The organism is Caulobacter sp. UNC358MFTsu5.1 (genome assembly GCF_000712075.1).
In the GTDB taxonomy this organism is placed as follows: domain Bacteria; phylum Pseudomonadota; class Alphaproteobacteria; order Caulobacterales; family Caulobacteraceae; genus Caulobacter.
In genome coordinates this window covers 88,558-113,839 of the sequence record NZ_JONW01000010.1, presented here as the reverse complement: position 1 = coordinate 113,839, position 25,282 = coordinate 88,558, and the positions used below count along the sequence as shown (strand labels likewise).

General features: G+C 69.4%; 31 protein-coding genes and 1 pseudogene. 13 read left to right on the top strand and 19 right to left on the bottom strand.

Going from position 1 to position 25,282, the window contains the following annotated elements:
* Positions 1-38: 38 nt before the first annotated feature.
* Positions 39-536, bottom strand: a complete 498-nt coding sequence (locus BR39_RS0119905) for a helix-turn-helix domain-containing protein (RefSeq protein WP_029915446.1) — start codon at positions 534-536, stop codon at positions 39-41.
* A 124-nt stretch (positions 537-660) separates the two neighbouring features.
* Here BR39_RS0119905 and BR39_RS0119900 point away from each other — a divergent pair, with 124 nt between their 5' ends.
* Complete coding sequence (locus BR39_RS0119900; RefSeq protein ID WP_029915445.1) at positions 661-1,470, top strand: SDR family oxidoreductase; 810 nt, start codon at positions 661-663, stop codon at positions 1,468-1,470.
* Between the two features lie 160 nt (positions 1,471-1,630).
* Entirely contained in the window at positions 1,631-1,840 is a 210-nt protein-coding gene (locus tag BR39_RS0119895; protein ID WP_029915444.1) for a hypothetical protein, read from the top strand.
* Positions 1,841-1,843: 3 nt separating this feature from the next.
* Here BR39_RS0119895 and BR39_RS0119890 read toward each other — a convergent pair whose 3' ends face one another.
* Both BR39_RS0119890 and BR39_RS0119885 read right to left on the bottom strand, forming a co-directional pair.
* Positions 1,844-2,785, bottom strand: coding sequence for a M20/M25/M40 family metallo-hydrolase (locus BR39_RS0119890; protein ID WP_029915443.1), 942 nt, complete (start codon positions 2,783-2,785; stop codon positions 1,844-1,846).
* A gap of 6 nt (positions 2,786-2,791) precedes the next feature.
* The gene (locus BR39_RS0119885; protein WP_156035843.1) at positions 2,792-3,451 is read right to left on the bottom strand and encodes a hypothetical protein; all 660 of its coding nucleotides are present in this window, start codon (positions 3,449-3,451) and stop codon (positions 2,792-2,794) included.
* Between the two features lie 188 nt (positions 3,452-3,639).
* On the opposite strand from BR39_RS0119885, the gene BR39_RS0119880 reads away from it, so the two are divergent.
* From BR39_RS0119880 to BR39_RS0119865, 4 genes are all read left to right on the top strand, one after another.
* Positions 3,640-3,876 (top strand): BolA/IbaG family iron-sulfur metabolism protein, encoded by a 237-nt coding sequence (locus BR39_RS0119880; protein WP_029915439.1) that lies wholly within the window; start codon positions 3,640-3,642, stop codon positions 3,874-3,876.
* Between the two features lie 5 nt (positions 3,877-3,881).
* Positions 3,882-4,778, top strand: a complete 897-nt coding sequence (locus BR39_RS0119875) for a hypothetical protein (RefSeq protein WP_029915437.1) — start codon at positions 3,882-3,884, stop codon at positions 4,776-4,778.
* 78 nt (positions 4,779-4,856) lie between these two features.
* Complete coding sequence (gene grxD / locus BR39_RS0119870; RefSeq protein WP_029915435.1) at positions 4,857-5,198, top strand: Grx4 family monothiol glutaredoxin; 342 nt, start codon at positions 4,857-4,859, stop codon at positions 5,196-5,198.
* Between the two features lie 79 nt (positions 5,199-5,277).
* Positions 5,278-5,697 (top strand): thioesterase family protein, encoded by a 420-nt coding sequence (locus BR39_RS0119865; RefSeq protein WP_029915433.1) that lies wholly within the window; start codon positions 5,278-5,280, stop codon positions 5,695-5,697.
* On the opposite strand, the gene BR39_RS0119860 is transcribed toward BR39_RS0119865, so the two are convergent.
* Positions 5,681-5,920, bottom strand: a complete 240-nt coding sequence (locus BR39_RS0119860) for a hypothetical protein (RefSeq protein ID WP_029915431.1) — start codon at positions 5,918-5,920, stop codon at positions 5,681-5,683. The genes BR39_RS0119865 and BR39_RS0119860 overlap by 17 nt on opposite strands.
* A 32-nt stretch (positions 5,921-5,952) precedes the next feature.
* The gene (locus BR39_RS0119855) at positions 5,953-6,324 is read right to left on the bottom strand and encodes a hypothetical protein (RefSeq protein WP_029915429.1); all 372 of its coding nucleotides are present in this window, start codon (positions 6,322-6,324) and stop codon (positions 5,953-5,955) included.
* Positions 6,325-6,430: 106 nt separating this feature from the next.
* Between BR39_RS0119855 and BR39_RS0119850 the strand changes: the two genes are divergently transcribed.
* Complete coding sequence (locus tag BR39_RS0119850) at positions 6,431-7,546, top strand: serine hydrolase (protein ID WP_051695949.1); 1,116 nt, start codon at positions 6,431-6,433, stop codon at positions 7,544-7,546.
* Here the strand turns inward: BR39_RS0119850 and BR39_RS0119845 are convergent.
* The 9 genes and pseudogenes from BR39_RS0119845 to BR39_RS0119810 all read right to left on the bottom strand — a co-directional run bounded on the left by BR39_RS0119845 (position 7,543) and on the right by BR39_RS0119810 (position 13,839).
* Complete coding sequence (locus BR39_RS0119845; RefSeq protein ID WP_029915423.1) at positions 7,543-7,884, bottom strand: hypothetical protein; 342 nt, start codon at positions 7,882-7,884, stop codon at positions 7,543-7,545. The genes BR39_RS0119850 and BR39_RS0119845 overlap by 4 nt on opposite strands.
* Before the next feature lie 94 nt (positions 7,885-7,978).
* Positions 7,979-8,623: pseudogene (locus tag BR39_RS0119840) on the bottom strand (M48 family metalloprotease); the annotation flags it as partial.
* An 18-nt stretch (positions 8,624-8,641) separates the two neighbouring features.
* Positions 8,642-8,944 carry a zf-TFIIB domain-containing protein gene (locus BR39_RS27475; RefSeq protein WP_029915420.1) on the bottom strand — a complete coding sequence of 101 codons (303 nt, stop codon included), beginning with the start codon at positions 8,942-8,944 and terminating at the stop codon, positions 8,642-8,644.
* 248 nt (positions 8,945-9,192) lie between these two features.
* Positions 9,193-9,810, bottom strand: coding sequence for a 30S ribosomal protein S4 (gene rpsD / locus BR39_RS0119830; RefSeq protein WP_029915418.1), 618 nt, complete (start codon positions 9,808-9,810; stop codon positions 9,193-9,195).
* Between the two features lie 164 nt (positions 9,811-9,974).
* The gene (locus BR39_RS0119825; protein ID WP_081916927.1) at positions 9,975-10,388 is read right to left on the bottom strand and encodes a biopolymer transporter ExbD; all 414 of its coding nucleotides are present in this window, start codon (positions 10,386-10,388) and stop codon (positions 9,975-9,977) included.
* A gap of 57 nt (positions 10,389-10,445) precedes the next feature.
* Positions 10,446-11,024: a transglutaminase-like cysteine peptidase gene (locus BR39_RS25910; protein ID WP_051695947.1), complete on the bottom strand. Its 579-nt coding sequence runs from the start codon at positions 11,022-11,024 to the stop codon at positions 10,446-10,448.
* 253 nt (positions 11,025-11,277) lie between these two features.
* Positions 11,278-12,126: an S-formylglutathione hydrolase gene (gene fghA, locus BR39_RS0119815; protein ID WP_029915412.1), complete on the bottom strand. Its 849-nt coding sequence runs from the start codon at positions 12,124-12,126 to the stop codon at positions 11,278-11,280.
* Positions 12,123-12,728: a hypothetical protein gene (locus tag BR39_RS26600; protein WP_156035841.1), complete on the bottom strand. Its 606-nt coding sequence runs from the start codon at positions 12,726-12,728 to the stop codon at positions 12,123-12,125. The genes fghA and BR39_RS26600 overlap by 4 nt, the downstream gene beginning before the upstream one ends.
* Before the next feature lies 1 nt (position 12,729).
* The gene (locus tag BR39_RS0119810) at positions 12,730-13,839 is read right to left on the bottom strand and encodes an S-(hydroxymethyl)glutathione dehydrogenase/class III alcohol dehydrogenase (RefSeq protein ID WP_029915409.1); all 1,110 of its coding nucleotides are present in this window, start codon (positions 13,837-13,839) and stop codon (positions 12,730-12,732) included.
* Positions 13,840-14,014: 175 nt separating this feature from the next.
* On the opposite strand from BR39_RS0119810, the gene BR39_RS0119805 reads away from it, so the two are divergent.
* Positions 14,015-14,428 carry a hypothetical protein gene (locus tag BR39_RS0119805; RefSeq protein WP_156035840.1) on the top strand — a complete coding sequence of 138 codons (414 nt, stop codon included), beginning with the start codon at positions 14,015-14,017 and terminating at the stop codon, positions 14,426-14,428.
* Complete coding sequence (locus BR39_RS0119800; RefSeq protein WP_029915405.1) at positions 14,428-14,643, top strand: helix-turn-helix transcriptional regulator; 216 nt, start codon at positions 14,428-14,430, stop codon at positions 14,641-14,643. Before BR39_RS0119805 ends, BR39_RS0119800 begins: the two co-directional genes overlap by 1 nt.
* A 93-nt stretch (positions 14,644-14,736) precedes the next feature.
* On the opposite strand, the gene BR39_RS0119795 is transcribed toward BR39_RS0119800, so the two are convergent.
* From BR39_RS0119795 to BR39_RS0119785, 3 genes are all read right to left on the bottom strand, one after another.
* Positions 14,737-16,050 carry a DUF1254 domain-containing protein gene (locus BR39_RS0119795; protein WP_029915403.1) on the bottom strand — a complete coding sequence of 438 codons (1,314 nt, stop codon included), beginning with the start codon at positions 16,048-16,050 and terminating at the stop codon, positions 14,737-14,739.
* 64 nt (positions 16,051-16,114) lie between these two features.
* Positions 16,115-17,587, bottom strand: a complete 1,473-nt coding sequence (locus BR39_RS0119790) for an OmpP1/FadL family transporter (RefSeq protein ID WP_051695946.1) — start codon at positions 17,585-17,587, stop codon at positions 16,115-16,117.
* Positions 17,588-17,663: 76 nt separating this feature from the next.
* Positions 17,664-18,485 (bottom strand): RNA methyltransferase, encoded by an 822-nt coding sequence (locus BR39_RS0119785; RefSeq protein WP_035018754.1) that lies wholly within the window; start codon positions 18,483-18,485, stop codon positions 17,664-17,666.
* 102 nt (positions 18,486-18,587) lie between these two features.
* On the opposite strand from BR39_RS0119785, the gene BR39_RS0119780 reads away from it, so the two are divergent.
* Positions 18,588-19,613, top strand: coding sequence for a serine hydrolase (locus BR39_RS0119780; protein WP_156035839.1), 1,026 nt, complete (start codon positions 18,588-18,590; stop codon positions 19,611-19,613).
* Here the strand turns inward: BR39_RS0119780 and BR39_RS0119775 are convergent.
* A complete protein-coding gene (locus tag BR39_RS0119775) occupies positions 19,597-20,991 on the bottom strand; it encodes a PLP-dependent aminotransferase family protein (RefSeq protein WP_029915397.1) in 1,395 nt (464 codons plus the stop codon). The two genes, BR39_RS0119780 and BR39_RS0119775, sit on opposite strands and share 17 nt — an antisense overlap.
* Before the next feature lie 140 nt (positions 20,992-21,131).
* On the opposite strand from BR39_RS0119775, the gene BR39_RS0119770 reads away from it, so the two are divergent.
* Genes BR39_RS0119770 through BR39_RS0119760 form a run of 3 tightly spaced genes read left to right on the top strand, consistent with a single transcriptional unit; the run spans position 21,132 to position 22,754 of the window.
* Positions 21,132-21,716, top strand: a complete 585-nt coding sequence (locus tag BR39_RS0119770; RefSeq protein ID WP_197026734.1) for a DUF1579 domain-containing protein — start codon at positions 21,132-21,134, stop codon at positions 21,714-21,716.
* Between the two features lie 2 nt (positions 21,717-21,718).
* On the top strand, positions 21,719-22,300 hold the full coding sequence (locus tag BR39_RS0119765; protein WP_051695944.1) for a hypothetical protein: 582 nt from the start codon (positions 21,719-21,721) through the stop codon (positions 22,298-22,300).
* 4 nt (positions 22,301-22,304) lie between these two features.
* Positions 22,305-22,754, top strand: coding sequence for a GNAT family N-acetyltransferase (locus BR39_RS0119760; RefSeq protein ID WP_029915394.1), 450 nt, complete (start codon positions 22,305-22,307; stop codon positions 22,752-22,754).
* On the opposite strand, the gene BR39_RS0119755 is transcribed toward BR39_RS0119760, so the two are convergent.
* Positions 22,751-25,165, bottom strand: a complete 2,415-nt coding sequence (locus BR39_RS0119755) for an ATP-binding protein (protein ID WP_369795662.1) — start codon at positions 25,163-25,165, stop codon at positions 22,751-22,753. The two genes, BR39_RS0119760 and BR39_RS0119755, sit on opposite strands and share 4 nt — an antisense overlap.
* Between the last annotated feature and the right edge of the window lie 117 nt (positions 25,166-25,282).

Below are 25,282 nucleotides of genomic sequence, written 5' to 3'. Positions count from 1 at the left end.
ACTTGGGGACACGCCGCAAGGGCATGTCCCCTACGGTTCTAGCCGCGACGCGCCCGCGCCACCTGGGCCACCCGCTCCAGCACCACCGGACCCGCCGCCGGCCCGGCCGAATAGACGAAGTCCGGGCTGTCCATCGGCTTGCCCGAGCGGCGATCCACCAGCACCGGTTCGGCCGGCAGGCCGGTGACCGCGTCGACCAGGTGGCTGGCCACGCCCTCGGTCGCGTAGTGGCGATTGCCGAACGCCATCAGCGCCGTCATCACCGGCGCGAAGTCGCGCGCCAGCGCGGTCGGCACATATTCGAAGCGCGCCGGCCGTTCCTGGTACTGCCGACGGTCCAGGAAGCCGGCCTCGACCAGGTCCTTGAGCCGCGCGGCCAAGATGTTGGGCGCCACGCCCAGGCTCTTCTCGAACTGGTCGAACCGCGACAGCCCCTGGAAGGCGTCGCGCAGGATCATCAGGCTCCAGGTGTCGCCCACACGCTCCAGCGTGCGGCCTATCGGGCACTGTCCGGGATCGAAGGCGCGCTTGGTCATGACGTCAATATAGGGACTCGCTACGAAATCGAAAGTTAGTCACTTGCAAATCGAAAGTGACTTCCCACCTCAACGTCACGGCCGGGCCATGGGGCCTCGACCAACCCCTTTCGGGAAGAAGACGATGAGCAAGCAAGACATCCGCGGCGCGGCCCTGATCACCGGCGCCTCCACGGGCATCGGCGCGGCCTATGCCGACCGCCTGGCCCGCGCCGGCCACGACCTGATCCTGGTGGCCCGCGACACCGGCCGCCTGGGCGCCCTGGCCGCCCGCCTGCGCGGCGAGACCGGCGTGAACATCGACATCATCACCGCCGACCTGACCGACAAGGCCGACCTGGCCCGCGTCGAGTCGCGCTTGGCCGACGACGCCGCGATCGACATCCTGATCAACAACGCCGGCGTCGCCCTGTCGGGCCCGTTCGTCGAACAGGACCTTGAGCGGATCGACGGCATGATCCAGCTGAACATCGTCTCGGTGACCCGCCTGGCCCACGCCGCCGCCAAGGCTTTCGCGGCCCGCGACCGCGGCGCCATCGTCAACATCTCGTCCGTCGCGGGCCTGGCCCCCGAGCTGCAGATGGCCGTCTACGGCGCGACCAAGGCCTATGTGACCTATTTCACCCAGACCCTGCGCCTGCAGCTGAGCCCCAACATCCAGCTCCAGGCCGTCCTGCCCGGCGCCACCCGCACCGAGATCTGGGACCGCTCGGGCCACGGCGGCGCCGACGTGCTGGATCCGAACATGCTGATGGAGCTGGACGACCTGGTCGACGCGGCCCTGGCCGGCTTCCACCAGGGCGAACTGATCACCATCCCGTCCCTGCCCGACGCGGCCGATTTCGCGGCCTACGACGCGGCCCGGGCCAAGCTGCTGCCGAACCTGTCGCGCAACCGCTCGGCCGCCCGCTACAAGGTGGGCGAACCGGCCTAGGCGGACTGCCGGCGAGATCGGGGTCGCCCCGATCTCGCCCACCGTCGTGGCGTCCGTCACGACATTGCCGCCTCGCGACACTATCTATCGGGTGACGACGAGAGACGACCGGGAACGAACGCCGCGCCCGGTCGCTTGTCCGCCACCTGAGGAGACCGACATGGCCGTCATTCCAAACCTGGACGAGTTCATTCTCGAGGAAACCGCCGAGGGGATCTTCCTGACCGTCACCGGCGATGACGACCAGACCCTGAAGCTGAAGGTCTCGCTCGACGACCTGGAAGAGATCGTCGAGGTCATCGACGAGGTGTTCGGCCTGGAGGCGGAGGACGACGACGAGGCCGAAGAGGTGGACGAGAGCGCGGGCTAGGCCCTAACGCCCCGCCGCCCTGCTCAGCCCGTCCAGGTCGTCGTCCAGCGCCCGCGTCGCCGTCACCACCGTAGCCACCGCGTTCTTGAAGAACGCCTGCGGCACCGTGGCGAAGTCGTCGGTGGGCTGGTGGTATTCGGGGTGGTCCTCGACGCCGAAATAGACCCAGGGCACGCCCGCCGCGGCGAACGGCCCCTGGTCCGACTGCTGGGTCCAGTTGTTCTCCTTGCCGTGCAGATCGGTGTCGTGGCCCAGCAGCAGCTTGACCGGCGCGATCCTGGCCACGCCCTCCAGCACCGGCTTCAGATACGGCTGGGGCCCGACCCCGCTGACATAGAGCTGGTTGCGGGGGTTCTTGCTGATCATGTCGAAATTGACGTTCAGCCCGATCTTCTCCAGCGGGACGGGCGGATCGGCGACGAAGGCCTTGGCGCCCTTCAGCCCGCTCTCCTCGCCGTCGAAGGCGACGATCAGCACGGTGTGGCGCGGCGGCCGGGCCTTGAACGCCTCGGCCACGGCCAGCAGGCCCGCGATCCCCGAGGCGTTGTCGTCGGCCCCGTTGTAGACCTGCCCCTTGCGCACCCCCAGATGGTCGTAGTGGGCCGAGACCACCAGCACCTTGTCAGAGCTGGACGTGCCCTCGATGCGCGCCACCAGGTTCACGCCCGTGACGTCCTTGCCGAAGACCTTGGGCTTGAAGGTGAAGGGTTGTTCGAACGTCTTGCCTTGCGGCCGCAGCCCGATCTCGTTGAAGCGCTTGACGATATAGGCCCGCGCCTTGGCCCCGCCCGGCGTGCCGACGCCCCGGCCCTCCATGGCGTCGGCCGACAGGATGCGGACGTCGTCCAGGGCATGGGCGCCGGGTCTGGGGGCGGCGTGGGCCTGGCCGGCCAGGGCGACGAGGGCGGCCGAGAGGCCCAGGGCGTGACGGAAGGGAAAGGTCATGCCCCTTCAATGCGTCCGGATTCCCTGGGCGGCAAGCCAGTCCGCCTCGCTTTGGTCGCCGGGACGCCATTCGCGCAGCCAGAGCAGCGTCGGCGTGTCGGACTCCAGCGCGCCGCTGCGATCGACCGCCTTGCGCAGCGTATGGACATCGCCGGCGACACAGCCGCCTTCACGCTTCACGCGCAGCCCCGGCCAAGGGTGACGCGTGACGGCGGCGGGACGGTCACGGCGCGGTGGTCCGCAGAGGGTCGGCCAATAGCGCAGGGCCAGGGCCCGCCCGTCCGCATCGCGCTTCAGCGCGGCGACGCCGAAGTAGAGATAGGCGTTCTGGGACGGCGCGGCGGCGTCCTGGGAGGTCTGAAACTGGTACTGCGCGATCATGGGATCACCGCCCGCGAGCATCTGCTCTGTCCCGTCGGACGCCCACAGGACGCCGGTCCAGTCGGCCGGCGCCAGCACGAAATTCGTGCAGTCAGGCCAAGCCGTGCTGGGCGCCGCCGGGTCGACCCGGCAATCAAGCTTGTCCTCCATCCACCAGCCGGCCCGGACCGCTCGAGCGCCCACCGCGTCCTTGGCCGAGAACCAAGGCGTTTCGGAGAACACGAGGTTGTCGCAGCCGCCGAGGAACATCGCCGCCGCCACGGCCAGCATCGAAATCGATCGCATCGAGAAGTCCCCGGGGCGTCTTCACGTGGATATCACGACATAATCACGCCGCCGTGATCATTCCGTGAGATTCCGTTATCCCGCAAGTCGGAAAGCAACGTTCCGCTCCGGCCGGGCATTTTCGCCGTATGCCCGTTCTTAAGGTTTACGCGGCATACCCAGGGTCGAGAGATTCGGAGTTCATCGCCGTGCCCATGTCCTTCCCCGACCTCGAAGCGCGCCTGCACGAAGCCTTCCCGGACGCCGAGATCGTCCTGACCGACCTCGCCGGCGACGGCGACCACTACAAGGCGCGCATCGTTTCGCCGGCCTTCCGCGGCCTGAACCGGGTCAAGCAGCACCAGATGGTCAACCGCGCCCTGGCCGACGTGCTGGGCGGGACGCTGCACGCCCTGGCCCTCGAAACCGCCGCCCCCACGGAGTAGACGCCATGCGCTACCGCCCCTTCGGAAGCGCGGGCGTGGCGGTCTCGGCGATCACGCTGAGGCTGGAGGACCAGCCCCGCCTGCGCGGCGCCGACTGGCGCAAGCTGATCTTCGCGGCGCTGGAAAGCGGCATCAACAGCTTCGAGATCGACGGCGTCTCGCCGGCCCTGATCGAGGGCGCCACCGAGGCCTTCTCGACGGTCGAGCGGCGGCTGCTGTTCGTCGCCTGGCGGCTGCGCGGCTCCAGCGACCGCGCCCTGCGCGCCCAGGCCGTGCACGACATGATCGAGCAGGCCCTGGACCGCACCGGCCTGGGCCACCTGGACCTGGCCACCCTGGACGATCCCGACACCAACGCCTTCCCCGCCGAGACCCTGGAGCAGCTGAAGGCCCTGCGCGCCGCGCGGCTGATCCGCCTGCTGGGCGTGGCCGGGGCCGGCGACAAGTTCGACGCCTATGTCGCCTCGGGCCAGTTCGAGGCCATGGCCACGCCGTTCAACCTGGCCTCGGGCTGGGTGGAGCGCAATCGCGTCCGCGCCGCCATGACCCGCGAGATGGCGGTGATCGGGCTGGACTACTGGCCCGACGTGCTGCGCGAGGAGCACAAGGCCAGCTTCCTGCCCAAGCCGTCGCTGTGGCGGCGCAGGACCGACCCGCTGGCCGACGTCGGCGGCTACGACTTCCTGCGCAGCACGCCCGGCTGGAACGCCCAGCAGATCTGCCTGGCCTACGCCCTGACCGAACCGTCCCTGGCCACCGTCCACGTCACCGCCGGCACGCCCGCCGAGGTGGAGGGCCTGGCCGCGATCGTCGAGCGCGACCTGCCCACCGGCTGCGCCGCCCAGATCGAGATGGCCCGCTTCTCGGCCCAGCGCGCCGAGGGGTCAAAGCGTCGCGCCTGAACCTTCGCGGCCCCGCCAAGGCTTGACCCGAGGGGTCGCGGCGCCTAGCTGAGAGCCTACGCCCAAGGATTTCCTTTAATGACCGACGTCGCCTCCTCCCCCGCCCTCGACTTCATCGCCAAGACCGTGGCCGAAAACCCCGTGGTCCTGTTCATGAAGGGCGTGCCGGACCAGCCGCGCTGCGGCTTCTCGTCGATCGCCGTGCAGATCCTCGACCATCTGGGCGTGTCGTTCGTCGGCGTCGACGTGCTGCAGGACGACGAACTGCGCCAGGGCATCAAGACCTTCACCGACTGGCCGACCATTCCCCAGCTCTACGTCAAGGGCGAGTTCGTCGGCGGCAGCGACATCGTCCGCGAGATGTTCCAGTCGGGCGAGCTGAAGACCCTCTTCGCCGACCAGGGCCTCATCGAGGCGTGAGCCCTCCTGCGGAGGACTCACTTCCTTTGAAGAACCCACGCCCTTATCCCGAAACCGCTCACACTTTCGGGGGGCTCGCTTGAGCCGGGTCTTCGTCCCGCCGGGCGACGCCTACAGCCTGACCTTCGAACCGAAGGCGTCGGACATCGACGCCAACGGCCACGTCAACAACGTGGTCTATCTGGCCTGGGCCCAGGACCTGGCCATCGCCCATTGGGACGCCTGGGCCACGCCCGAGGAGCGTGCGCCCTGGAGCTGGGTCGCCCGCCGCCACGAGATCGACTATCGCCGCGAGCTGCTGCCGCACGAGACCGCCACGGGCTACACCTGGGTGGGCGAGCTGAAGGGCCCGCGCTTCGAGCGCTACATCCGCATCGACGGCCCGGACGGCGAGATGTGCGCCCAGTGCCGCACCGACTGGGTGCTGATCGACATCGCCGCCAAGCGCCCCGCGCGGGTGCTGCCCTGGATGGTCGAGCGGTTCACGCCGAAGGGCTGACCGGGCTCTTCGCGGGCCGGTAGATCTTCAGCATCCGCAGGGCGCCGCACCGCGAGCAGAAGCCCAAAGTGTGCTTCTCGCCCGCCGCCTTGTAGCGGATGCCGCCGGCCGCCAGCAGCGACTTCTCGCGGCCGCAGACCGTGCAGCGCATCTTCCACTCGGCGGACTCCCGCGCGATGTCGTCCCCCAGGTTCCGGAATGCGCGCGCGATCGCCTTGAACATGCCCGCAGGATGATGCGCCCGGCGGCCCGCCGTCAACGCGCCACCGGATTGAGCACGGCCAGACGCCCCTGCCTCGCCAGTCCCAGTTCCTGATAGCTGAAGCGCACGTCCACCGTGGTCGGCGCGCGCCGGCACAGGTCCAGCCGCTTGCGCGCGAAGGCCACCGCCGGCTGGGCGCCGGACCGGTCGACATAGAAGGTGAAGTCGTCCCGCGTCGTGCAGCCGGTGGAGGCCACGCTCAGGGTCAGCCCCGAGGCGTCGGCCTCGACGGCGTTCAACGCTTCCAGCTCGCCCGCGTCCTGGCCCTTGCCGGCCACCAGGGTCACCCCGCCGCCCGAGGTCGCGCAGCCGCCCAGGACCAGCAGCAGCCCTCCGGTCAGCAGTCGGCGTCGGTCGAGGTTCATGTACAACCTTGGCAGGAACGGCAAACTAGGCCCTAGTTTGCCCACGGCTTGGCCGCGCGCAACCGACGAGACCCCAGTGCTTCGTAAATTCGCTTCGATCGCTTCGATGGCCGCCTGTGTGGCCGCCGCCTCCCCGGCCCTCTCAGCCGACTACAAGGCTCTGGACGCCGAAGCCGCCCGGCTGATGGCGGTCGGCAAGATCCCCGGCCTGGCCTACGCCGTGATCGAACATGGCAAGGTCGTCCACGTCAGCGCCCAGGGCTGGGCCAATGTCGAGCAGAAGCGACCGCTGCGGACCGATACGATCATGTACGCCGCCTCGATCAGCAAGGCGGCCTTCGCCCAGTACGTGCTGATGCTGGTCGACGACGGCAAGCTGGACCTGGACAGGCCGATCAAGGCCTATCTGCCCAAGCCCCTGCCGGACTATCCGCGCTACGCCGACCTGGCCGGCGACGCCCGCTGGGAGACGATCACCCCGCGCCGGCTGCTGACCCACAGCTCGGGCCTGGCCGACCAGCGGTTCTACGATCCCGAGAACAAGTTCCGGTTCAATCTGGAGCCCGGAACCCGCTACGCCTACTCCAACGAGGGCATCAACCTGCTGCAATTCGTCATCGAGCAGGGCCTGGGCCTGAACGTCGGCGACGAGATGAACCGGCGGATCTTCGTCCCCCTTGGCATGACCCGCAGCAGCATGATCTGGCGGCTCGACTTCCGGCCCAACCTGGCCGACGGCTATCACGAGGACGGCAAGTTCGAAGAGCACGACGAACGCGGCAGCGTAAAGGCCGCCGGGTCGCTGGACACCACGATCGACGACCTGGCGAAGCTGGCCGCCGCCATGGTCTCGGGCCAGGGGCTGTCGGCCAAGGCGCGGGCCGAGCGGACCAAGCCCAGTTTCCCGATCGTCAGCAAGACCCAGTTCCCGCCGTTCCTGATCGTCGACAATCCCGACAACGTCAAGATCGGCCTGGCGGCGGGCCTGGGCGTGGTGGTGTTCGACGGTCCGCAAGGCCACGCCTTCTACAAGGGCGGCCACAACGACATCACCGACAATCAGTTGGTCTGCATCGAGCGCGGCGAACGCTGCATCGTCCTGCTGACCAACAGCGGCGTCGGGCAGCGGATCTTCCCGCCGCTGGTCGCGGCGGCGCTGGGCGACACGGGCATGCCCTGGGCGTGGGAATATGGCCGCGCCCTGCCCGTGGAAGCGCCCTAGGCGGCGACCTTCGTCGTCAGGGTCTCGCGCAGGCGGGCGGCCACGTCGCCCAGGGTGATGCGCGACAGGGCCGCGTCGACGTCGGGCGCGCCCTCGGCGGCCATCGAGCTGGCCAGGCCGGCGGTGAAGTCGGTGATGGCCGTGATGTGCTGGGCCAGCATGTCGACCATGTGCAGTTCCTGCATGACCTTCAGGCGGCTCTCGGCCGGCACGGTCTCCAGGATCTGGCCCAGGGCGCTGTCCAGGTGACCGCAGGACACCGCCGCGATCGACATTTCGGCCGACAGGGCCTCCAGCAGGCCGACAATGCCGGTGGTCTTCTCGATCGTCGTGGTCATGGCTTTTCCCCCAAGCGTATCAAACGGATAGCGCTCGGGCGTTGCCGCAGGGTTAAGGCCGACGGAAACCATGGCGACCGATTGTCGCGAAAGCTCAGCTCCAGGGGCCGATCCTGCGCCCGTCACCAACAGCGTCTCCCGCCGGCACGGCCGTGCCGACCCGGCCGCGCGTCGCCTGGCTGACGCCCAGCCGCAGCAGGGCCTCGACGCGGTTGCGGGTGGCCGGATGGGTCGAGAACAGGTTGTCGGCGCCCTTGCCCGCCAGCGGATTGATGATGAACAGGTGCGCCGTGGCCGGATTGCGCTCGGCCTCGTGATTGACCGCGCCGCCGCGGGCGTAGGCCTCGATCTTCTCCAGCGCCCGGGCCAGGGCCCGGCCGTCGCCGGCGATCTCGGCCCCGATCCGGTCGGCCTCGTACTCGCGCGAGCGGCTGATGGCCATCTGCACCAGCATGGCGGCGATGGGGGCCAGGATGGCCAGGGCGATCGTGCCGATCAGCCCGCCCGGCCGCTCGTCGTCGTCGCGCGAACCGCCGAAGAAGAAGGCGAAGTTGGCCAGGGCCGAGATCGCGCCGGCGATGGTGGCCGTCACGGTCATGGTCAGGGTGTCGCGGTTCTTCACGTGGGCCAGCTCGTGGACCATCACGCCGCGGATCTCGTCGCGGTCCAGCAGGCCCAGCAGGCCCGTGCTGGCGGCCACGGCGGCGTGGGTCGGGTCGCGCCCGGTGGCGAAGGCGTCTTGGGCTCTGGGTCGTGATCAGTCGAAGATGTCGAACAGGTCGAAGCGCTTCTTCTTGCCGTAGTGGCCCTGTCCGTGGTGGCGGCGCTCGTCGTCGTGCCGGTAGTCGCCGCGATGGTCCGGGCGCTCGCGGGGCCGTTCGTAGTCGGGAAGACGCGGCGCGGCGGGCTGGGGTTCGCCCCGCTCCATGGCCATCAGCTTCTCCAGCTCGCCGCGGTCCAGCCACACGCCCCGGCATTGGGGGCACATGTCGAACTCGACGCTGGCGCGTTGCACGGCCTGCATGGAGGCGTCGCAGTTGGGGCACATGAGAAGCGGCATTCGGCGGTCCCTGTCCAGTTGCTGGATGGGTGTCCTCGAAGCTGAACCGGCGGTGGAGGGGGGGGACAACCGGACCCAAGCATCGAGAACACCCGATGCGGTCCGACATCACGAGTGCTTGCATCACTCGCCAGAGGGGCCCGGCCCGCTCCTGAGAGTTAGGAGCCCCGGAAAACGGTTCAAGGGCCAAAAACGAAAAAGGCCCCGGATTTCTCCGGGGCCCTTCCGTTCGTCTTCGAGGTCGACGCTTACGAAGCGTAGAATTCGACGACGAGGTTCGGTTCCATCTTCACCGGATACGGCACTTCGGCCAGTTCCGGAGCGCGGACGAAGGTGGCCGACAGGCCCTTCTGGTCCACGGTGACGTAGTCGCAGAAGTCACGCTCCGACGAAGCGACGGCTTCCAGGACCAGGGCCATGTTGCGCGACTTTTCGCGGACGGTGATCACGTCGCCGGCCTTGCAGCGGTAGGACGCGATGTTCACGCGCTTGCCGTTCACCTGCACGTGGCCGTGGTTCACGAACTGACGGGCGGCGAACACGGTCGGCACGAACTTGGCGCGGTAGACGATGGCGTCCAGGCGCGACTCGAGCAGGCCGATCAGGTTTTCCGAGGTGTTGCCCTTGCGGCGGGCGGCTTCCTCGTAGGTGCGCGAGAATTGCTTCTCGGTCAGGTTGCCGTAGTAGCCCTTCAGCTTTTGCTTGGCGCGCAGCTGCAGGCCGAAGTCCGAAACCTTCTGCTTGCGGCGCTGGCCGTGCTGGCCGGGGCCGTAGGACCGCTGGTTCACCGGCGACTTCGGCCGGCCCCAGAGGTTTTCGCCCATACGGCGGTCGATCTTGTACTTGGCGCTATGGCGCTTGGACATAAGTCACTCTTCATATCGATCCGGGCCGGCTCCCTCGGAAGGGTGCGATCTCAACGGCGGCTTCGGGTCATTCCGTCATGCGATTTTCGCGCCGTCCGGCAAGCCGGCGGCGAGAAGGGGCGGTATATGACGGAGGGGCGGCGGGGAGTCAACGGCGAGAGCCGTCAGTGCAGGTCTTCGTTGATGAACTCCGGCCGGTTCAGTCCCGCCGCCCGCAGCTGCGCCATCATCGCGAAGACGCGGCCGTAAGGCACCTCGGCGTCGGCTCGCACCGAGAGCGCGTAGGTGTCCAGTCCGCGCGTCTGGTCACGGAGCAGGCCCACCACCTGGTCGTCCCTCACCCGGCGCTCGCCGACATAGGCCGCGCCGTCGCTGTCCAGGCTGACGAAGAAGCCGTGGATTGGCTTGCAGGCGCCGAAGCAGTCCATGGGCGGCTGGTCGTGGCGAAGGGCGGGCCCCGAAGACTGACCGACGACGAGGACCATCACGAACAGCGCCAGCAACACCGGAACCATCGGCGTCAGGTTGATCGCCGCGATCGGCCGCGCCTCGAACCGTCCGGTCAATCGTCGCGCCATTGATCGCTCCCCCACGCGCCCAGACTGGTCCGGGCGGACGGCGGGCGCAAGCCTCGGCTACCGGGTCGCCGCGACGGCGGTGTTCATCAGGCCCGGCGTGAAGCGTCGCAGCGATCGCGCCACCTCGATCGGATACACGCCCATGTTCCGGGGGCTGTAGTGCTTCCAGCGCCCGACCCACGGCGACAGGTTGTCCAGGACGTAGGTGTCGTCGATCACCAGCACGGCGTGGGCCTGCTTGCCGTAGCCGAACACGGCCAGCTGCATGCGCGAGGCGCTCCAGCCCAGTTGCTGCAGCACGCGCGCCTTGGTCAGGGCGAAGTCCTCGCAATCGCCCTTGCCGTCGGCGGGGCTCTCGACCCAGACGTCATCGACCCCGTAGTGGTCCAGGTCGTCGACGATCGCGATGCGCTTGTTGGTCTCGCGCGTCACGCACTGCAACTGGGCTTCGCCGGTCAGCGCGGCGCAGCGCGTGGCGCGGGCCCGGGCGCTGGAGCCGACGATGTAGGCGGCCGCGAGGAACCCGCACAGTGCGCCGAAGCCCGCGCCGAACAGGAACGCCTTGCGAAGGGTTACGACACGACCCTTCGAGTCCGCGGATTGTCTGGGCCGAAATCGGCTATGCCAAGCGAACATGACAACTCTCACGCCACTCCACTAGCGCTACAGTTGCATTTCTATGTGTTCATTTAGTGGCGAACGGCCAAGTTACCGACTACAGCAACAATCTAAGCCGTAATACCCCAAGTAATTCGCACGGATACACAGAAGATTCGGTGGCGAATCGAAAGTTGACCACCCCGTCACTGACGACGAATTCGACTAACATTGCTCAATTACGATGCAAATACCGCATACCCATTAACCACGAGCGGAATGGGCGTTCGCCCTAGAGCTTGGCGGCGTGCCACGCCACGTGGTCGCCGAGGAAGGTGGCGATGAAGAAGTAGCTGTGGTCGTAGCCGTCCTGCCGCCGCACCGTCACCTTGCGGCCGGCCTTGGCCGCGGCGGCCTCGATCAGCTCGGGCTTGAGCTGGCTTTCCAGGAAGCTGTCGGCCAGGCCCTGGTCGATCAGGATCTCGTCGAAGCCCTCCCCCGCCCCGTCCTCGATCAGGGCGCAGGCGTCGTGGGCGCGCCAGGCCGCGCGGTCGCCCCCCAGATAGGCGGTCATCGCCTTGTCGCCCCACGGGCAGTTCAGCGGCGAGACGATCGGCGAGAAGGCGCTGACCGACCGGAACAGGTCCGGATTGCGCAGGCCCAGGGTCAGGGCCCCGTGGCCGCCCATCGAATGGCCGGAGATCCCCCGCCGCGCCGGGTCCAGCGGGAAGGCGCCGTCGACGGCCTCCAGCAGGTCCTTGGTGACGTAGGAATACATCTTGAAGTGCGGCGCCCACGGCGCCTGGGTGGCGTCGACATAGAAGCCCGCCCCCTGCCCCAGGTCGTAGGCCGGATCGTCGGCGACGGCGTTCCCTTGCAGATCGGGGCCGCGCGGCGAGGTGTCGGGCGCGACGATGGCCAGGCCGTGTTTGGCCGCGTGCTCGTAGACGCCCGACTTGATGGTGAAGTTGTCCTCGGTGCAGGTCAGGCCCGACAGCCAGATCAGGTACGGGAACGGCCCCTCGCCGTCCGGCGTCCACACCGTGAACTTCATCGGCGTGCCGGTGCTGGCGCTGTCGTGCCGGCAGTAGCGCAGCGTCCCGCCCTGGGTGCGATGAGTGGCGAGGGTTTCGACGGTCATGGGCGCATCCCGCTCACTTTGATAAAATCCGCATCCCAGAAGAGGTAGAGAGCATTCAGGAAACTAGTATCCAATTCCGAAAATAACTCGCGAGGTTTGCGATCGAAGAAGCTCACCCACTGGGAAGCATCAGAATTCGGGTAGATCAGTAGTGTTAGCGCACCATCAGCTGCGTAACCCTTCCCACGCTTCTCATCGATGGCATTTTGCAGCTGTGCAGCTAAATCCTCTTGAGCTCGCGCTAAGCCGCTCTCTGAATAACGCCCTATCTGGTGGGCACCTTCGGCTTGCTTGGCGAACCGCTTTCCGTTGGAAGCAGGGCAAGCTTCCGTCACCTCGAGAAGCATTTCGCCACCGGCATGCCTGATCCGAAAATCCGGCCGGTCCTCATGAGCCACACTTATCGGGAAACGCAATTCGCTGCTGGCAACGAGGTGCAGGACAAAGCGCCGCGTCAGGAAGGCTTCATTCGAGACTGTAGATCGTCTCGAGGGTCCAATTCGCGGGCCGTTATGCAGACCAACGTCGCCAAATTGACGTTCTAGGTCCGCAAGCGAATGCGCGTTCGTTGCAACGAGCTTCGCTTGCGGATCAAACACCATCCTAGAACGTCACCACCGTGCGGATGCTCTCGCCGGCGTGCATCAGGTCGAAGGCCTCGTTGATGCGCTCCAGCGGCAGGACGTGGGTGATCATCGGGTCGATCTGGATCTTGCCGTCCATGTACCAGTCGACAATCTTCGGCGTGTCGGTGCGGCCGCGCGCGCCGCCGAAGGCCGTGCCGCGCCACACCCGGCCGGTGACCAGCTGGAACGGACGCGTGGCGATCTCCTTGCCGGCCTCGGCCACGCCGATGATGACGCTTTCGCCCCAGCCGCGATGGCAGGCCTCCAGCGCCTGGCGCATGACCGTGGTGTTGCCGGTGGCGTCGAAGGTGTAGTCGGCCCCGCCGTCGGTCAGGGCCACCAGGTGGGCGACGATGTCGCCGTCGATGGTCTTGGGATTGACGAAGTGGGTCATGCCGAACTTGCGGCCCCATTCCTCACGGGCCGGGTTGATGTCGACGCCGACGATCATGTTGGCGCCGACCAGCTTGGCGCCCTGGATGACGTTCAGGCCGATGCCGCCCAGGCCGAAGACGATGACATTGGCGCCCGGCTCGACCTTGGCGGTGTTGGTCACCGCGCCGACGCCCGTGGTCACGCCGCAGCCACAGTAGCAGGCGGTCTTGAACGGCGCGTCCTTGCGGATGCGGGCCACGGCGATCTCGGGCAGGACCGTGTAGTTCGAGAAGGTCGAGCAGCCCATGTAGTGGTGGATGGTCTGGCCCTTGTAGGAGAAGCGGCTGGTGCCGTCGGGCATCAGGCCCTTGCCCTGGGTGGCGCGGATGGCCGTGCAGAGGTTGGTCTTGCCGGACAGGCAGCTTTTGCACTGGCGGCATTCGGGCGTGTAGAGCGGGATCACGTGGTCGCCGACCGCCAGGCTGGTGACGCCGGGGCCGACCTCGACCACCACCCCCGCGCCCTCGTGGCCCAGGATCGAGGGGAACAGGCCCTCGCTGTCCAGGCCGTCCAGCGTGTAGGCGTCGGTGTGGCACACGCCCGTGGCCTTGATCTCGATCAGCACCTCGCCGGCCTTGGGGCCTTCCAGGTCGACCTCGACGATCTCCAGCGGCTGCTTGGCGGCGAAAGCGACGGCGGCGCGGGTCTTCATGGCGAGGTCTCCGGAATCTGAAGTCGGCGGCACATTGCCAAGGCTTCGCGCCGAAGGTCGAGCCCGCACGTCCCGGCCTCGGGAAATTTTTCGGCGAGAGGTGTTAAAAATATTTGACTCAAAGACGATCAAGGTGCACTCAATGTACAAGATTTTTTACATCAAGGAGCGACCGATGCCGTATCGCGAGAAAAGCGCCTGGATCTCGTTCTGGACCACCCTGGTCGTCTACGGGGTCTATTTCACCCTCTTCGCCCATTCCGCCCTGGCCGGGCGGCCGTTCGGACTGCACGGGGCCTTCACCCTGTGCATCGCGATCCTGGTGACGCTGCAGATCGTGCTGCACGTGGCCGCCGCGATCCAGGCGCCCGACGACGCCCGGACGGCCGAGGACGAACGCGAACGCCTGATCAGCCTGCGCGCCACGTCGGGGGCCTTCTACGTCTTCCAGGTGGCGGCCATGCTGGCGGCGGTGACCGTCTATTTCTTCGACAAGGTGACCATGGCCAACGCCGTCCTGGCGGCCCTGGCGGTGTCGGAGCTGGCCCGGCACGGCGGCATCATCCTCGGCTACCGGCGGGCCTGCTGATGCCGGCCCCGCCCCCGATCCGCAACGACATCCGCCGCCTGCGCTTCGAGAACGGCGAGATGACCCAGGCCGACCTCGCCGCCCGGATCGGCATGACCCGCCAGACGGTCGCCGCCATCGAACAGGGCAAGTACTCGCCGTCGCTGGAGGCCGCCTTCCGCATCGCCCAGGTGTTCGGCGTGGGGCTGGAGCGGGTGTTCCAGTGGGAAGGTTGAGTTGGGAGCCATCCGCTCCCTCTCCCAAAGCTCGTCATCCCGGGCCTTGCGCCCGGGATGACGGACGTAAGGTGGATTGAACGTCGATAGACCCTAGGCCTTCTCCACCGGCTTGAACCGGAATCGGCCGTCCAGCAGCTCGGCCTTGGGCAGGTAGGTCCGCAGGTACAGGGCGAACGGCCCCGACTTCGGCGCCGGCAACCAATTGGCCGACCGGTCGCCGCCGGGATCGGTCCGGCCGATCCACAGGGTGACCGAGCCGTCCGCCTCGCGCTTCAGGCCCGGGGTGCGGTCGCCGATCGCGTAGCGCCGGAGCGGGTTGTCGGTGAAGAAGAACTGGCCGTCCGGCGGGGCCTCGTACATCGACAGCGACCAGAAGCCGTCCAGCGGCAGCTCGGCCGGCAGGGTGAGGCGATAGGGGCCGTCGCCGGTGAACAGGCCCGCCCCGTCGTCGCCCGCCGCCTTCAGGTACATGGCCTCGGCCACCGGCAACGCCCCCAGCCCCATCAGGGCGACGATGGCGCGGTAGATGTAGTCCTGGCCGTAGTCGCCGAGATTGGCGCGCGGATAGGCCCAGCCGTTGGTGAAGACCTGCCGCCCCTTGGCGAACTGGGCGATCATCCGGGCCTGGTCGGCGCCCTCGACCATGGCCGTGTCCTGGGCCGAGATCGGGCGATCCGCGCGGCGGGGCTCGAAGGGCGGCGTCAGCAGACCGCGCGTCCGGCGCAGGAAGGCCAGGTCGGTCGCGGGGAAGCCCTCCTGGCCCAGCAGCGCCCGGGCGCCGTCGAAATAGAGCACGGGCTCCGCGTCGCGGGTCGGATAGGCCGGCGGCGGCGGCGCCTTCGGCCCCGTCAGCACGAATCCGTCCTGGACCTTGTGCGCCGCCGGCAGGTCGGCCGCGTCGCTCACCAGGGTGCGGATCAGCAGCCAGGCGTGGGGCGTGGCCACGCGCACCGGGTTGGGCCCCTTCGACGGCTGCCCAGGTCCGACCAGGGTAAAGGTTCCGCCCTCGCCGCCCACCGTGCGCAGGCCCAGCACGGCGTTGTTGTTGGTGAACATGTCCATCACCGCCGCCGACCAGTAGCGCGCGCCGGTCGGCGGGACGGTCAGGGTGACCGGACCCTGGGTCAGGTCCAGGAAGGCGTGCGAATAGAGCGTGTCGTTGTTGGGCGTGGTCACCGCCCGCGCGGCGTGGTCGGCCAGCACCCGCATGTGGCTGAGCTTGTTGATCGCCGCGCCAGGCGCCCGGAGCAGCCGCGCCCGGGTGGTGGCCATCTCGATCAGCGGCAGGGCGTAGAGCCAGGCCTCGGCGCCGGGCGAGATCTGGAAGCCCTGGCCGAAGGTCGGCCCGGCCATCGCGGTCAGGCCGGCCGCACCGGCGCTCAGCAGCAGCATCCGACGGTCCATGCCGCCCCTCCCAACATCTGTTTGACGGGAGAAGACGACGGAAGCCGGCGGGCCGCAAGCCCCGCTAGAAGGTGAACCGCGCCCCGCCGCCGATCACCAGCCCCTTGCCCTCGGACCGGCCGCGCAGCGACAGGTTCATCGGGAAGGCCGTGCCGTCGTACAGCACCTGGTCGCTGTGGATCGCGCTGTCCTTCAGCTTGATGTAGGCGGCGCTGAGGTCGAAGTGCATGCCGGGCCGGGGCGTGATGGTCGTGCCGACGCTGTAGAGCTTGCGGTCGCCGTCCGGCACGCGCGGGTCGCGATAGAGGTCGTTGGTCGGGGTCGGGTCCTTCTGGGCGCCCGCCCGCACGGTCAGCCAGTCGGTGACGGCGAAGTCCGCGCCGACCGCCACATTGGTGGTGTCGTTGTAGAACTCGTGCACCGTGATCGACTTGGGCAGCAGCGCGCCGGGCAGCAGCTGGCCGGCGCCCTTCAGGTCGACGCGGACGTTGTCGAAGTCGCTCCAGCCGAAGCGCTGGACCTGGGCGTGCAGGGCCAGGCGCTGCATCGGGCGCAGGGTGACGCCGGCCGTGGCGATCCACGGCAGGTCGAAGTTGGTGGTGGCTTCCTGCTTGCTGGTGACCAGGGCGAACGGACCCTGGAAGCCGTAGATGGTCACGTCGCCGTCCAGGTGGTGCTTGTAGCCCGAGCGGTAGCTGGCGCCGATCGTCGCCCACTTGGCAGGCCGCAGCTGGGCCCCGGCGTTCCAGCCGAAGCGGGTGTCGCTGCCCTTGACCTCGATCTTGCCGTCCGGGAACGGGGCGATCAGGTCGGGCGCCATCTGGCTGAAGGTGGCGTCGAAATAGTCGACGTTCCCGCCCACCCCGACATTGAGCCAGTCGGTGACCCGCATCGACACGGCGGTCTGCATGTTGATGTTCAGGAACCGCGACTTGATGGCGCCGTAACGCACCCAGCTGTCGCCGTCATAGGTGGTGATGGCGTTGAACGGGGCGTTGATCCCGATGCCCACGGCGATCCGGTCGGTGACCGGCATGGCGAAGGCGAAGTTGGGCACCACCGACTTGGGGATCGGGTCCTTGGCCACGGGATTGCCGCCTACGGCCTGGGGCGGAAGAAGCGCGATGTTGGGCAGGCTGTTCAGGGTGGGGATCAGCACCCCGTTGGTCAGGCCGGGCAGCACGCCGCTGAGCAGGCCGGTGACGCCGCTGGGCAGGCCCGGGATGGGCGTCCCCAGCACCGACGGGATGTTCAGGGTGGGCCGCTGCAGGGTCGAGCCCTCGTCGGTCACCGTGCCGTCGACCTTGACGCCCGACAGGCCCGTATAGACCTCCTTGCCCTCCAGCCGCCCGATGGCCGCCGGGTTCCAAAACATCGACTCCGCGCCGGTGTCGGTGACCTCGCCCGAATAGGCGCGGCCCATGCCCTTCACCGACTGCTCCTGGATGTAGAACGCCCCCGCCGCCGCGCTCGAGGCGCAGACCATCACGCTCCCGGCCACGCCCAAGGCGAGCCAGGTCCGAAGACCCTTGATCACTGCACGTCCTCCCTGTCGGCCATCCGACATTGGCCGTCTCGAGCCCGAAACGTGGCTTGGGAGAATTTGGTTCCGGCTAGGTTTCGGAGCCTTCTTCGCCTTCCGTAACGGAAGTTTCGCCCGCTTTCCGGGCCTTCTGCTCGGCCAGCTTGGCCAGCACCCGGCCCCGCCCTTTCGACAGGGCGGTGACCACGCCGCGGAAGGTGCGCACCTCCTGCTCGGTCAGCCGGGCCCGCGCCAGGGGGGCGCGCAGGTTGCGGACCATCGACGGCTTCTTCTCGGGCGGATGGTAGAAGCCCGCCTTCTCCAGCTCGTCCTCCAGCTGGCCGTACAGGCCCAGCAGGCTGGACTGGTCGGCCGGCTCGGCGACGTTGTACTCGAACCGCGACCACGGCCGGTCGTCGACCGTCATCTTCCATTCGTAGGCGTTGATCGACACGGCCTGGGCCAGGTTCAGCGACCGGAAACGCTCGTCGATCGGGATCGAGACGATGGCCTGGCACAGGGCGATGTCGTCGGTCTCCAGTCCCGCCCGCTCGCCGCCGAACAGCAGGCCCACCGCGTGGCCCTGGGCGACGTCGGCCGCCAGGTGGCCGGCGGCCTCGCGCGGGGTGTAGACCGGCAGGCGGGTCTCGCGCGGCCGGGCCGTGGTGGCGAACACCAGCTTCAGGTCGGCGATGGCGTCTTCCAGGCGATCGAACACCTTGGCCTCGTCCAGCGGCCAGTTGGCGCCCGAGGCGCTGGCCCAGGCGCGCTCCTGGGGCCAGCCGTCGCGCGGCTTGACCAGGCGCAGGTCCGACAGGCCGAAATTGGCCATCACCCGGGCGACGGCCCCGATGTTCTCGGCCAGTTGCGGCTGGTTCAGGATCACGCAGGGCGGGAGGTGCTTCGAAGTCATCGCCACCCTTTGCCGCCGGACCGCCGCGCGGCGCAAGCCCCACGATGGCGGTTCGCGCGTTTAGCCCCGGTCCAGCTCGTGCTGAAGCTCACCGGGATCGCCATGCTCCGCCCCCTCGCCGCCCTTCTCCTGACCTTCGCCCTCGTCGCCCCGCTGGCCGGCTGCGGCGAGCCGCCGATGCTGGGCCAGGAGGATCCGCTGTTCGACCGCCAGAAGCTGACGGCCCAGTTCCAGCCCATCGCCGACCGCGTCGCCCCGGGGCAGCTGGGCGTGGGGCTCGAGGACCTCGGCACCGGCCAGATCATCTCGTTCAACGGCGAACGGCGCTTCCCCCTGCAGAACGTCGCCAAGGCCCCGCTGGGCGCGGCGGTGATGGCCGAGGTCGAGGGCAAGCGCCTGCGGCTGGACGACGTCCTGCTGATCGAGGACGTCGACCTGTCGCCGCCGCCCAGCCCGCTGGCCGACGCCTGGACGGGCCCCTCGACCCACACCGTCCAGGAGCTTCTGGAGCGCGCCATCCGCGACGGCGACAACACCGCCGCCGACATCCTGATGAAGCGGGTCGGCGGCCCCGGGGCGGTGACCGCCTGGCTGCAGGGCCGCAAGGTCATGAACCTGGACATCGACCGCTACGAGCGCCAGCTGCAGCCCGACAGCCTGGGCCTGGCCTCGTTCCGCGCCGGCTGGAAGGGCGAGGCCGCCTACCGCGCCGCCCTCGGCCAGGTTCCGGCCGCCGAGCGAAGCCGGGCGGTCCACGCCTATCTGGCCGATCCGCGCGACACCGCCACGCCCCTGGGCGCCCTGCGCTTCCTGGAGGCCCTGAACCAGGCCGAGCTGTTGAACGCCGACTCCCGCCGCCTGCTGGGCGGGATCACCCGCCAGGTGACCGCCGGACCCGACCGCCTGAGGGCCGCCCTCCCCCGCGACGCCCAGCTGGTCCACGTGCCGGGCACGGCCCGCACCGACCAGGGCTTCACGCCGGTGGTCAACGACATCGGCGTCTACACCCTGAAGGACGGCCGCAAGTTCGCCGTCGTGGTCTTTATCTCGGGCTCGCCCCTGCCGCTGGCCGAGCAGGAGAAGGCGATCGCCGACGTGGGCCGCGTGGTGATCAAGGCCGCGAAGTAGAGGCGCGGATCGCCTCGGCCAGGATCGCGACCGCCTCGTCGATGCGCCCGGCCTCGATCTGGCCGTAGCCCAGCGCCAGGCCCGGCGCCGACGCGTCCCCGGCCGTGAAGGCGGCGAGGTCCTCCACCGCCACGCCCGACCGCGCCGCTCGCGCGATCACCGCCGCGACGTCGACGCCGGCGGCAAGACGAGCGGCCAGGTGCAGGCCAGAAGCGGGCGCGACCAGGTCCAGCAGGCCGGCGCCATCGCGGGCCAGGGCCCGCAACAGGACCGCGCGCCGCTCGGCGTAGACGCCCCGCATCCGCCGGACATGGCGGGCCAGATGCCCCTCGCCGATGAAGTCGGCCAGGGTGGCGTGCTCGATCGCCGGCCCGTGCCAGTCGCTGTGGGCCCGGGCCTCGGTCAAGGCCGCGCGGAAGCGGCCGGGGGCGACGACGAAGCCGATGCGCAGGGCCGGCAGCAGGCTCTGCGAGAAGGTGCCGACATAGACCACGCGCTCGTCGCGATCGAGCATCCGCAGGGTGTCCAGAGGCGGGCCGTCGAAGCGGAACTCGCCGCCGTAGTCGTCCTCGACGATCACCGCGTCATGGGCGGCGGCGAAGGCCAGCAGGGCCTGGCGGCGCCGCGGCGACAGGGTCACGCCGGTCGGGAACTGGGACGGCGTCACGCAGATCAGGGCCGCGTTGGGCGGCAGGGCCTCGACCACCAGCCCCTCGGCGTCGACCGGCACGGCGCGGACGTCGGCCCCGGCGGCGGCGAAGGCCGCGCGGGCGGCGGGATAGCCGGGATCCTCCACCACCACGACCCGGCGCTCGGGCGGGGTCAGGGCGCGGATCACCAGGTCGAAGGCCTGCTGGGCGCCGACCGTGACGACGACGTCCGCCGGGGCGCAGGCGATGGCGCGGGCGAACGACAGGTGGCCGGCGATGGCCTCGCGCAGGGCCGGATGGCCGCAGGGCTCGCGATAGACGGTAGGGTCGCGCGAATAGCGGCGCAGGGCCCGGCCGGTCAGCCGCCCCCAGATGTCGAACGGGAACCGCGTCGCGTCGGGCCGGCCGGGCCGCAGGTTGTGGGTGACGGCGGGCGCCGCGCGGATCGTCTCCCCGCCGGCCGGCCTGGACGCGGCGGGCGCCACGAACGTGCCCGCGCCCGGCCGGGCGACCAGGCAGCCCTCGCCCAGCAGCATGTCGTAGACCGCCATCACCGTGTTGCGCGACAGGCCCAGCTGGTCGGCCAGGGCGCGGCTGGCCGGCAGCTGGACGCCGGGCGCCAGCCGGCCGGCCAGGATCGCCTGGCGCAGTTGCTCGTGCAGCCGGCGGCGCATCTCCCGCGATCCGGCGGCCGGCAATTGCAGTTCGAGTTCGAGAACGCCGTTCATCGTCGCTGTTGTGCGCGAGCGCCGCCGCCGGCTCAAGGCCGAGCAGCGCCCGCAAGGTGGCGCCCTAAGGTTCGCCGCCACTGGCTCTCGTCCGACGCCGCGTCCCTGCCATGCTCCTCGCGAACAGGGAGATGCCGACGATGACCGCTGGAATGAACGTCCTGGGCGCCGCGATCCTGGGCCTGGCGCTGGCGACCGCCGCCCCCGCCCTGGCCTCGCAGGACAACGTCAAGGCCAAGCCGCCGGCCGACCTTTCGGGCCTGCACGCCTTCGACCTGAGGGTGGGCAAGTGGCGCGTGAGCCATCGCCGCCTGAAGGAGCGCCTGGCCGGCAACACCGAGTGGCAGGAGTTCACCGGCGAACAGGTCTGGTGGAAGACCCTGGACGGCCAGGGCAACGCCGACGACAACCTGCTGCGCCTGCCGGCCGGCGACTATTGGGGCTTCACGATGCGGGCCTACGACCCGGCCACGGGGCTGTGGGCGATCTGGTGGCTCGACAGCCGCAACCCACACGGTCCGCTCGATCCGCCGGTGAAGGGCCGCTTCATCGACGGCGTCGGGACCTTCTATGCCGACGACACCCTGCGCGGGAAACCGATCAAGGTGCGGTTCACCTGGTCGGGCATCACCGCCACCTCGGCCCATTGGGAGCAGGCCTTCTCGCCTGACGGCGGCAAGACCTGGGAGACCAACTGGTATTCCGACTTCACCAAGGCGGACTGAGCATGGCCCGTCCCGATCCCGACCGGCGGACGCTGCTGGCCCTCGCGCTGGCGGCGTCGCCCGCCCTCGGCGCGGCCCGCCGGAGCTTCGCGCAAGATCTCGGGCCGCCGGGCGGCGGTTCGATCCGCGACTTCGACTTCTTCCTCGGCTCGTGGCGCGTGGCCCACCGGCGGCTGCGCAAGCGGCTGGCCGGGAGCGACGACTGGGAGACGTTCGAGGGCTCGACCGTCTGCCAGGCCCTGCTGGGCGGCGTCGTGAACCTGAACGAAAGCCGGGCCCGGCGCGCCAGCGGACCGACCAGCGGCCTGGGCCTGCGGGCCTACGACGCCAAGACCGACACCTGGGCCGACTGGTACCTCAGCGCCGCCGATCCGCTGACGATCGACAAGCCGGGCATCGGGCGGTTCCGGGACGGGGTCGGGACCTTCCTGTCCGACGACGTCTTCGAGGGCCGTCCGATCGTGGTGCGCGGTCGGTTCTCGTCGCTGTCGCCCGACGAGGCGCAATGGGACCAGGCCTTCTCGCCCGACGGCGGCAAGACCTGGGAGGTCAACTGGGTCATGCGCTATTCGCGGATGGCGTGAGGCCATGGAGATTCGCCGCGCCCTGCCCGCCGACCTGCCGGCCCTGGCCCCGATGTTCGACCGCTATCGCCAGTTCTACGGCCGGGCGTCCGATCCGGAGCGCGCCTCGGCCTTCCTGGCGGCGCGGATGGACCGCGGGGAGTCTGTCGTGTTCCTGGCCCTCGAGGCCGGGCGCGCCGTGGGTTTCGTCCAGCTCTATCCCGGCTTCTCGTCGGTGGGCGCGGCCCGGACCTTCGTGCTCAACGACCTCTATGTCGAGCCGGACGCCCGGCGCGGCGGCGCGGGACGCGGCCTGGTCGCGGCGGCGATCGCCCATGCCCGGGCGGCGGGCGCGGCCGGCCTGTCGCTGCAGACCGGCGTCGGCAACCAGGCGGCCCAGCGGCTCTACGAGCGCCTGGGCTGGCGGCGGCAGACGGATTTCCTGGAATACGGGCTGAGCCTGGCCGAACCCTAGCCCGCGACGCTCAGGGCCGAGGCGCCGCGCGTCATCCGCGTCCGCGCCAGGGCCTCCAGCAGTTGGGCGGGGCGGACCGGCTTGGCCAGGTGGAGGTCGGCGCCGACGGCCTTGGCGGCCGTGACGTGCTCCTCCATGGCGTTGGCCGTCAGCATGATCAGCAGCACCGGCGGGACGCCGGCGGCGGCCTCGCGCTCGCGGATCAGCCGGGTGGCGGTCAGGCCGTCCATGACCGGCATCTGCATGTCCATCAGGATCGCGTCGAAGCCGCCCGGCGTGAAGGCGTCCAGCGCCGCCTGGCCGTCCTCGACCATGGTCAGGTCCACGTCGAACGGCTGGAGGATGATCTCGACCACCTTCTGGTTGGTGGGGTGGTCCTCGGCGACCAGCACCCGCAGGCCTTCCAGCGAGACCTCCTCCTCGTCGTCCGGCGCGGCGTCCTCGACGGCGCGGACGCGTTCCAGCGGCAGATCGACCTGGAAGATCGCCCCGCGGCCCAGCACGGCGCGGGCGTCGATGCGGCCGCCCATCATCTCGGCCAGGGCCGCGCAGATCGACAGGCCCAGGCCCGTGCCGCCGAACTGACGGGTGATCGACTGGTCGGCCTGGACGAAGCGCTTGAACAGCCGCTGGCGCACGGTGTCGTCGAAGCCGACGCCGGTGTCGCTGACGATGAAGCTCAGGCCGTCGGCCGTGCGCTCGACGTTCAGCGCCACCTCGCCCAGGGCCGTGAACTTGACGGCGTTGGCCAGCAGGTTGTTGAGGATCTGGCTGATCCGGCCGGCGTCGCCCAGATAGCTGCCCGCCACGCCCGGCTCGATCGACCAGCGGAACAGCAGCGACTTGGCCTCGGCCGAGGCGCGGTGCAGCTCGGCCACGCCGCCCACCAGGGTGGCCAGGTCGAACGGCGCCGGGGTCAGCTGGAACTGGCCCGCCTCGATCTTGGAGACGTCCAGGATGTCGCTGAGCACCTGCTCCAGCAGCCGGCCCGACGAGGTGACCAGGGCGGCCAGCTCGCGGCGGCGTTCGGGGTCGTTCTCCTCGGCCAGCCGGTCGCCGATGGCGATGACCCCGTTCAGCGGCGTGCGCAGCTCGTGGGACATGTTGGCCAGGAACACCGACTTGGCCTGGTTGGCGCGCTCCAGCTCGATCGTGCGCTCGGCGACCCGCTCCTCCAGCGAGCGCAGCAGCTCGATATTGCCGTCGCGCTGGCTGCGCAGGGTGCGGGCCAGGGCGCCGATCTCGTCGGTGCGCGTCTCGATCGGCTCGGCCTGCTCGACCTCGCCGGTGCGGTGGGCGTCGGCCAGGACCCGCAGCGGCCGCTCGACCGTCAGGCGCATCACCCGGTACAGCAGAGCCACCTGGGCGATCACCCCCAGCACGCCGAACAGCAGCACCCAGGACGCCGTCTTGACCGCCGACCACACCAGGTCGTCGGACGGGAAGCTCATCAGGAAATACCAGTCGGGCTCCTTCAGGCGTCCGTAGGCGATGACCCGGTCGCCGTGGCGCAGGGCCCCGGTGTCGGCCCCGATCGCCCGAATCTGCCGGACCACGTCGGCGACGTGCTCGTCGGCCTGGGCGCGCACCAGGGTCTGGGCGTCGACGACGCCGTCCTTGGCCAGTCCGGGGGCGGCGATCAGCTCGCCGTCCGAGGACACGATCATGTTGCGCCCGCCCGGCAGCGCGTCCTCGACGGCCCGCAGCAGGTAGGAGTCCAGCGACAGGCTGGTGCCCCAGGCCCCCAGCTGCTTGCCGCGATAGTCGAAGGGCGTCATGCACGCCGAGTTCAGGCCCCGGCCGCTGGGGTCCGACAGCACCTTGCGCAGCTTGGTGCACTTCATCACCCGCTGGGCGTTCTGCTGCGGCAGGGTCAGGAGGGTCATCTCCTCGCCGCTGACGTCGAAGGTGGGCGGAGCCTTCTGGCGGTAATAGGTCAGGCGGTCCGCGCGCCGCGGTCCGAACATCACCAGACGGGTGTCGGGCGTGAAGAAATAGAAGTTGTCGTAGCGGTTCAGCTCGGCCTCGCCGGTGTGCGAGACGGTCTGGACGGCGGCCACGAACAGCGCCTTCTGCTGCTGGGTCAGGCTGTCGGCGTCGCGCAGGAAGCCGCCGATCCCGTAGGTGTAGTCGCCGGCCACCATGCCGCCGTCGTACAGCGCGTCGGGCGTGCGCCGCGTGCCGTCGCCGAACTTCGGGAACAGGGCGTCGAACTCGCCGTCCACCTTGGCGGGATCGATCGTCGCCAGGCGGCGGGCCAGGGAGTCGGACGCCGCCTCGTGCACCTTCACCAGGTCGGAGAACAGGCGGTCCTCGGTCTTGACCCGCTCGGCGGCGTATTCGGCCAGATGGCGGACCTGGGCGTCGGCGGCGGAGCGCTGGACGAAGACGAAAGTCACGGCCGTGGCCATGCCCGTCACCGCGATGGACAGGATCGCGACAATCGCCAACAGCCGCCGCGCGAGCGGCGACGTGACGTCGGCTATGGCTCCCCGCTTCTTCACGCCTTGTTCGTACCCCAAGAACCT

What these genes read in the sequence shown, in the direction of transcription:
- BR39_RS0119905 (WP_029915446.1), bottom strand. Translation starts at nt 536, where the DNA reads ATGACCAAGCGCGCCTTCGATCCCGGACAGTGCCCGATAGGCCGCACG.
- BR39_RS0119900 (WP_029915445.1), top strand. Translation starts at nt 661, where the DNA reads ATGAGCAAGCAAGACATCCGCGGCGCGGCCCTGATCACCGGCGCCTCC.
- BR39_RS0119895 (WP_029915444.1), top strand. Translation starts at nt 1,631, where the DNA reads ATGGCCGTCATTCCAAACCTGGACGAGTTCATTCTCGAGGAAACCGCC.
- BR39_RS0119890 (WP_029915443.1), bottom strand. Translation starts at nt 2,785, where the DNA reads ATGACCTTTCCCTTCCGTCACGCCCTGGGCCTCTCGGCCGCCCTCGTC.
- BR39_RS0119885 (WP_156035843.1), bottom strand. Translation starts at nt 3,451, where the DNA reads ATGCGATCGATTTCGATGCTGGCCGTGGCGGCGGCGATGTTCCTCGGC.
- BR39_RS0119875 (WP_029915437.1), top strand. Translation starts at nt 3,882, where the DNA reads ATGCGCTACCGCCCCTTCGGAAGCGCGGGCGTGGCGGTCTCGGCGATC.
- grxD (WP_029915435.1), top strand. Translation starts at nt 4,857, where the DNA reads ATGACCGACGTCGCCTCCTCCCCCGCCCTCGACTTCATCGCCAAGACC.
- BR39_RS0119860 (WP_029915431.1), bottom strand. Translation starts at nt 5,920, where the DNA reads ATGTTCAAGGCGATCGCGCGCGCATTCCGGAACCTGGGGGACGACATC.
- BR39_RS0119855 (WP_029915429.1), bottom strand. Translation starts at nt 6,324, where the DNA reads ATGAACCTCGACCGACGCCGACTGCTGACCGGAGGGCTGCTGCTGGTC.
- BR39_RS0119850 (WP_051695949.1), top strand. Translation starts at nt 6,431, where the DNA reads ATGGCCGCCTGTGTGGCCGCCGCCTCCCCGGCCCTCTCAGCCGACTAC.
- BR39_RS0119845 (WP_029915423.1), bottom strand. Translation starts at nt 7,884, where the DNA reads ATGACCACGACGATCGAGAAGACCACCGGCATTGTCGGCCTGCTGGAG.
- BR39_RS27475 (WP_029915420.1), bottom strand. Translation starts at nt 8,944, where the DNA reads ATGCCGCTTCTCATGTGCCCCAACTGCGACGCCTCCATGCAGGCCGTG.
- rpsD (WP_029915418.1), bottom strand. Translation starts at nt 9,810, where the DNA reads ATGTCCAAGCGCCATAGCGCCAAGTACAAGATCGACCGCCGTATGGGC.
- BR39_RS0119825 (WP_081916927.1), bottom strand. Translation starts at nt 10,388, where the DNA reads ATGGCGCGACGATTGACCGGACGGTTCGAGGCGCGGCCGATCGCGGCG.
- BR39_RS25910 (WP_051695947.1), bottom strand. Translation starts at nt 11,024, where the DNA reads ATGTTCGCTTGGCATAGCCGATTTCGGCCCAGACAATCCGCGGACTCG.
- fghA (WP_029915412.1), bottom strand. Translation starts at nt 12,126, where the DNA reads ATGACCGTCGAAACCCTCGCCACTCATCGCACCCAGGGCGGGACGCTG.
- BR39_RS26600 (WP_156035841.1), bottom strand. Translation starts at nt 12,728, where the DNA reads ATGGTGTTTGATCCGCAAGCGAAGCTCGTTGCAACGAACGCGCATTCG.
- BR39_RS0119810 (WP_029915409.1), bottom strand. Translation starts at nt 13,839, where the DNA reads ATGAAGACCCGCGCCGCCGTCGCTTTCGCCGCCAAGCAGCCGCTGGAG.
- BR39_RS0119805 (WP_156035840.1), top strand. Translation starts at nt 14,015, where the DNA reads ATGCCGTATCGCGAGAAAAGCGCCTGGATCTCGTTCTGGACCACCCTG.
- BR39_RS0119800 (WP_029915405.1), top strand. Translation starts at nt 14,428, where the DNA reads ATGCCGGCCCCGCCCCCGATCCGCAACGACATCCGCCGCCTGCGCTTC.
- BR39_RS0119795 (WP_029915403.1), bottom strand. Translation starts at nt 16,050, where the DNA reads ATGGACCGTCGGATGCTGCTGCTGAGCGCCGGTGCGGCCGGCCTGACC.
- BR39_RS0119785 (WP_035018754.1), bottom strand. Translation starts at nt 18,485, where the DNA reads ATGACTTCGAAGCACCTCCCGCCCTGCGTGATCCTGAACCAGCCGCAA.
- BR39_RS0119780 (WP_156035839.1), top strand. Translation starts at nt 18,588, where the DNA reads ATGCTCCGCCCCCTCGCCGCCCTTCTCCTGACCTTCGCCCTCGTCGCC.
- BR39_RS0119775 (WP_029915397.1), bottom strand. Translation starts at nt 20,991, where the DNA reads ATGAACGGCGTTCTCGAACTCGAACTGCAATTGCCGGCCGCCGGATCG.
- BR39_RS0119770 (WP_197026734.1), top strand. Translation starts at nt 21,132, where the DNA reads ATGACCGCTGGAATGAACGTCCTGGGCGCCGCGATCCTGGGCCTGGCG.
- BR39_RS0119765 (WP_051695944.1), top strand. Translation starts at nt 21,719, where the DNA reads ATGGCCCGTCCCGATCCCGACCGGCGGACGCTGCTGGCCCTCGCGCTG.
- BR39_RS0119760 (WP_029915394.1), top strand. Translation starts at nt 22,305, where the DNA reads ATGGAGATTCGCCGCGCCCTGCCCGCCGACCTGCCGGCCCTGGCCCCG.
- BR39_RS0119755 (WP_369795662.1), bottom strand. Translation starts at nt 25,165, where the DNA reads ATGGCCACGGCCGTGACTTTCGTCTTCGTCCAGCGCTCCGCCGCCGAC.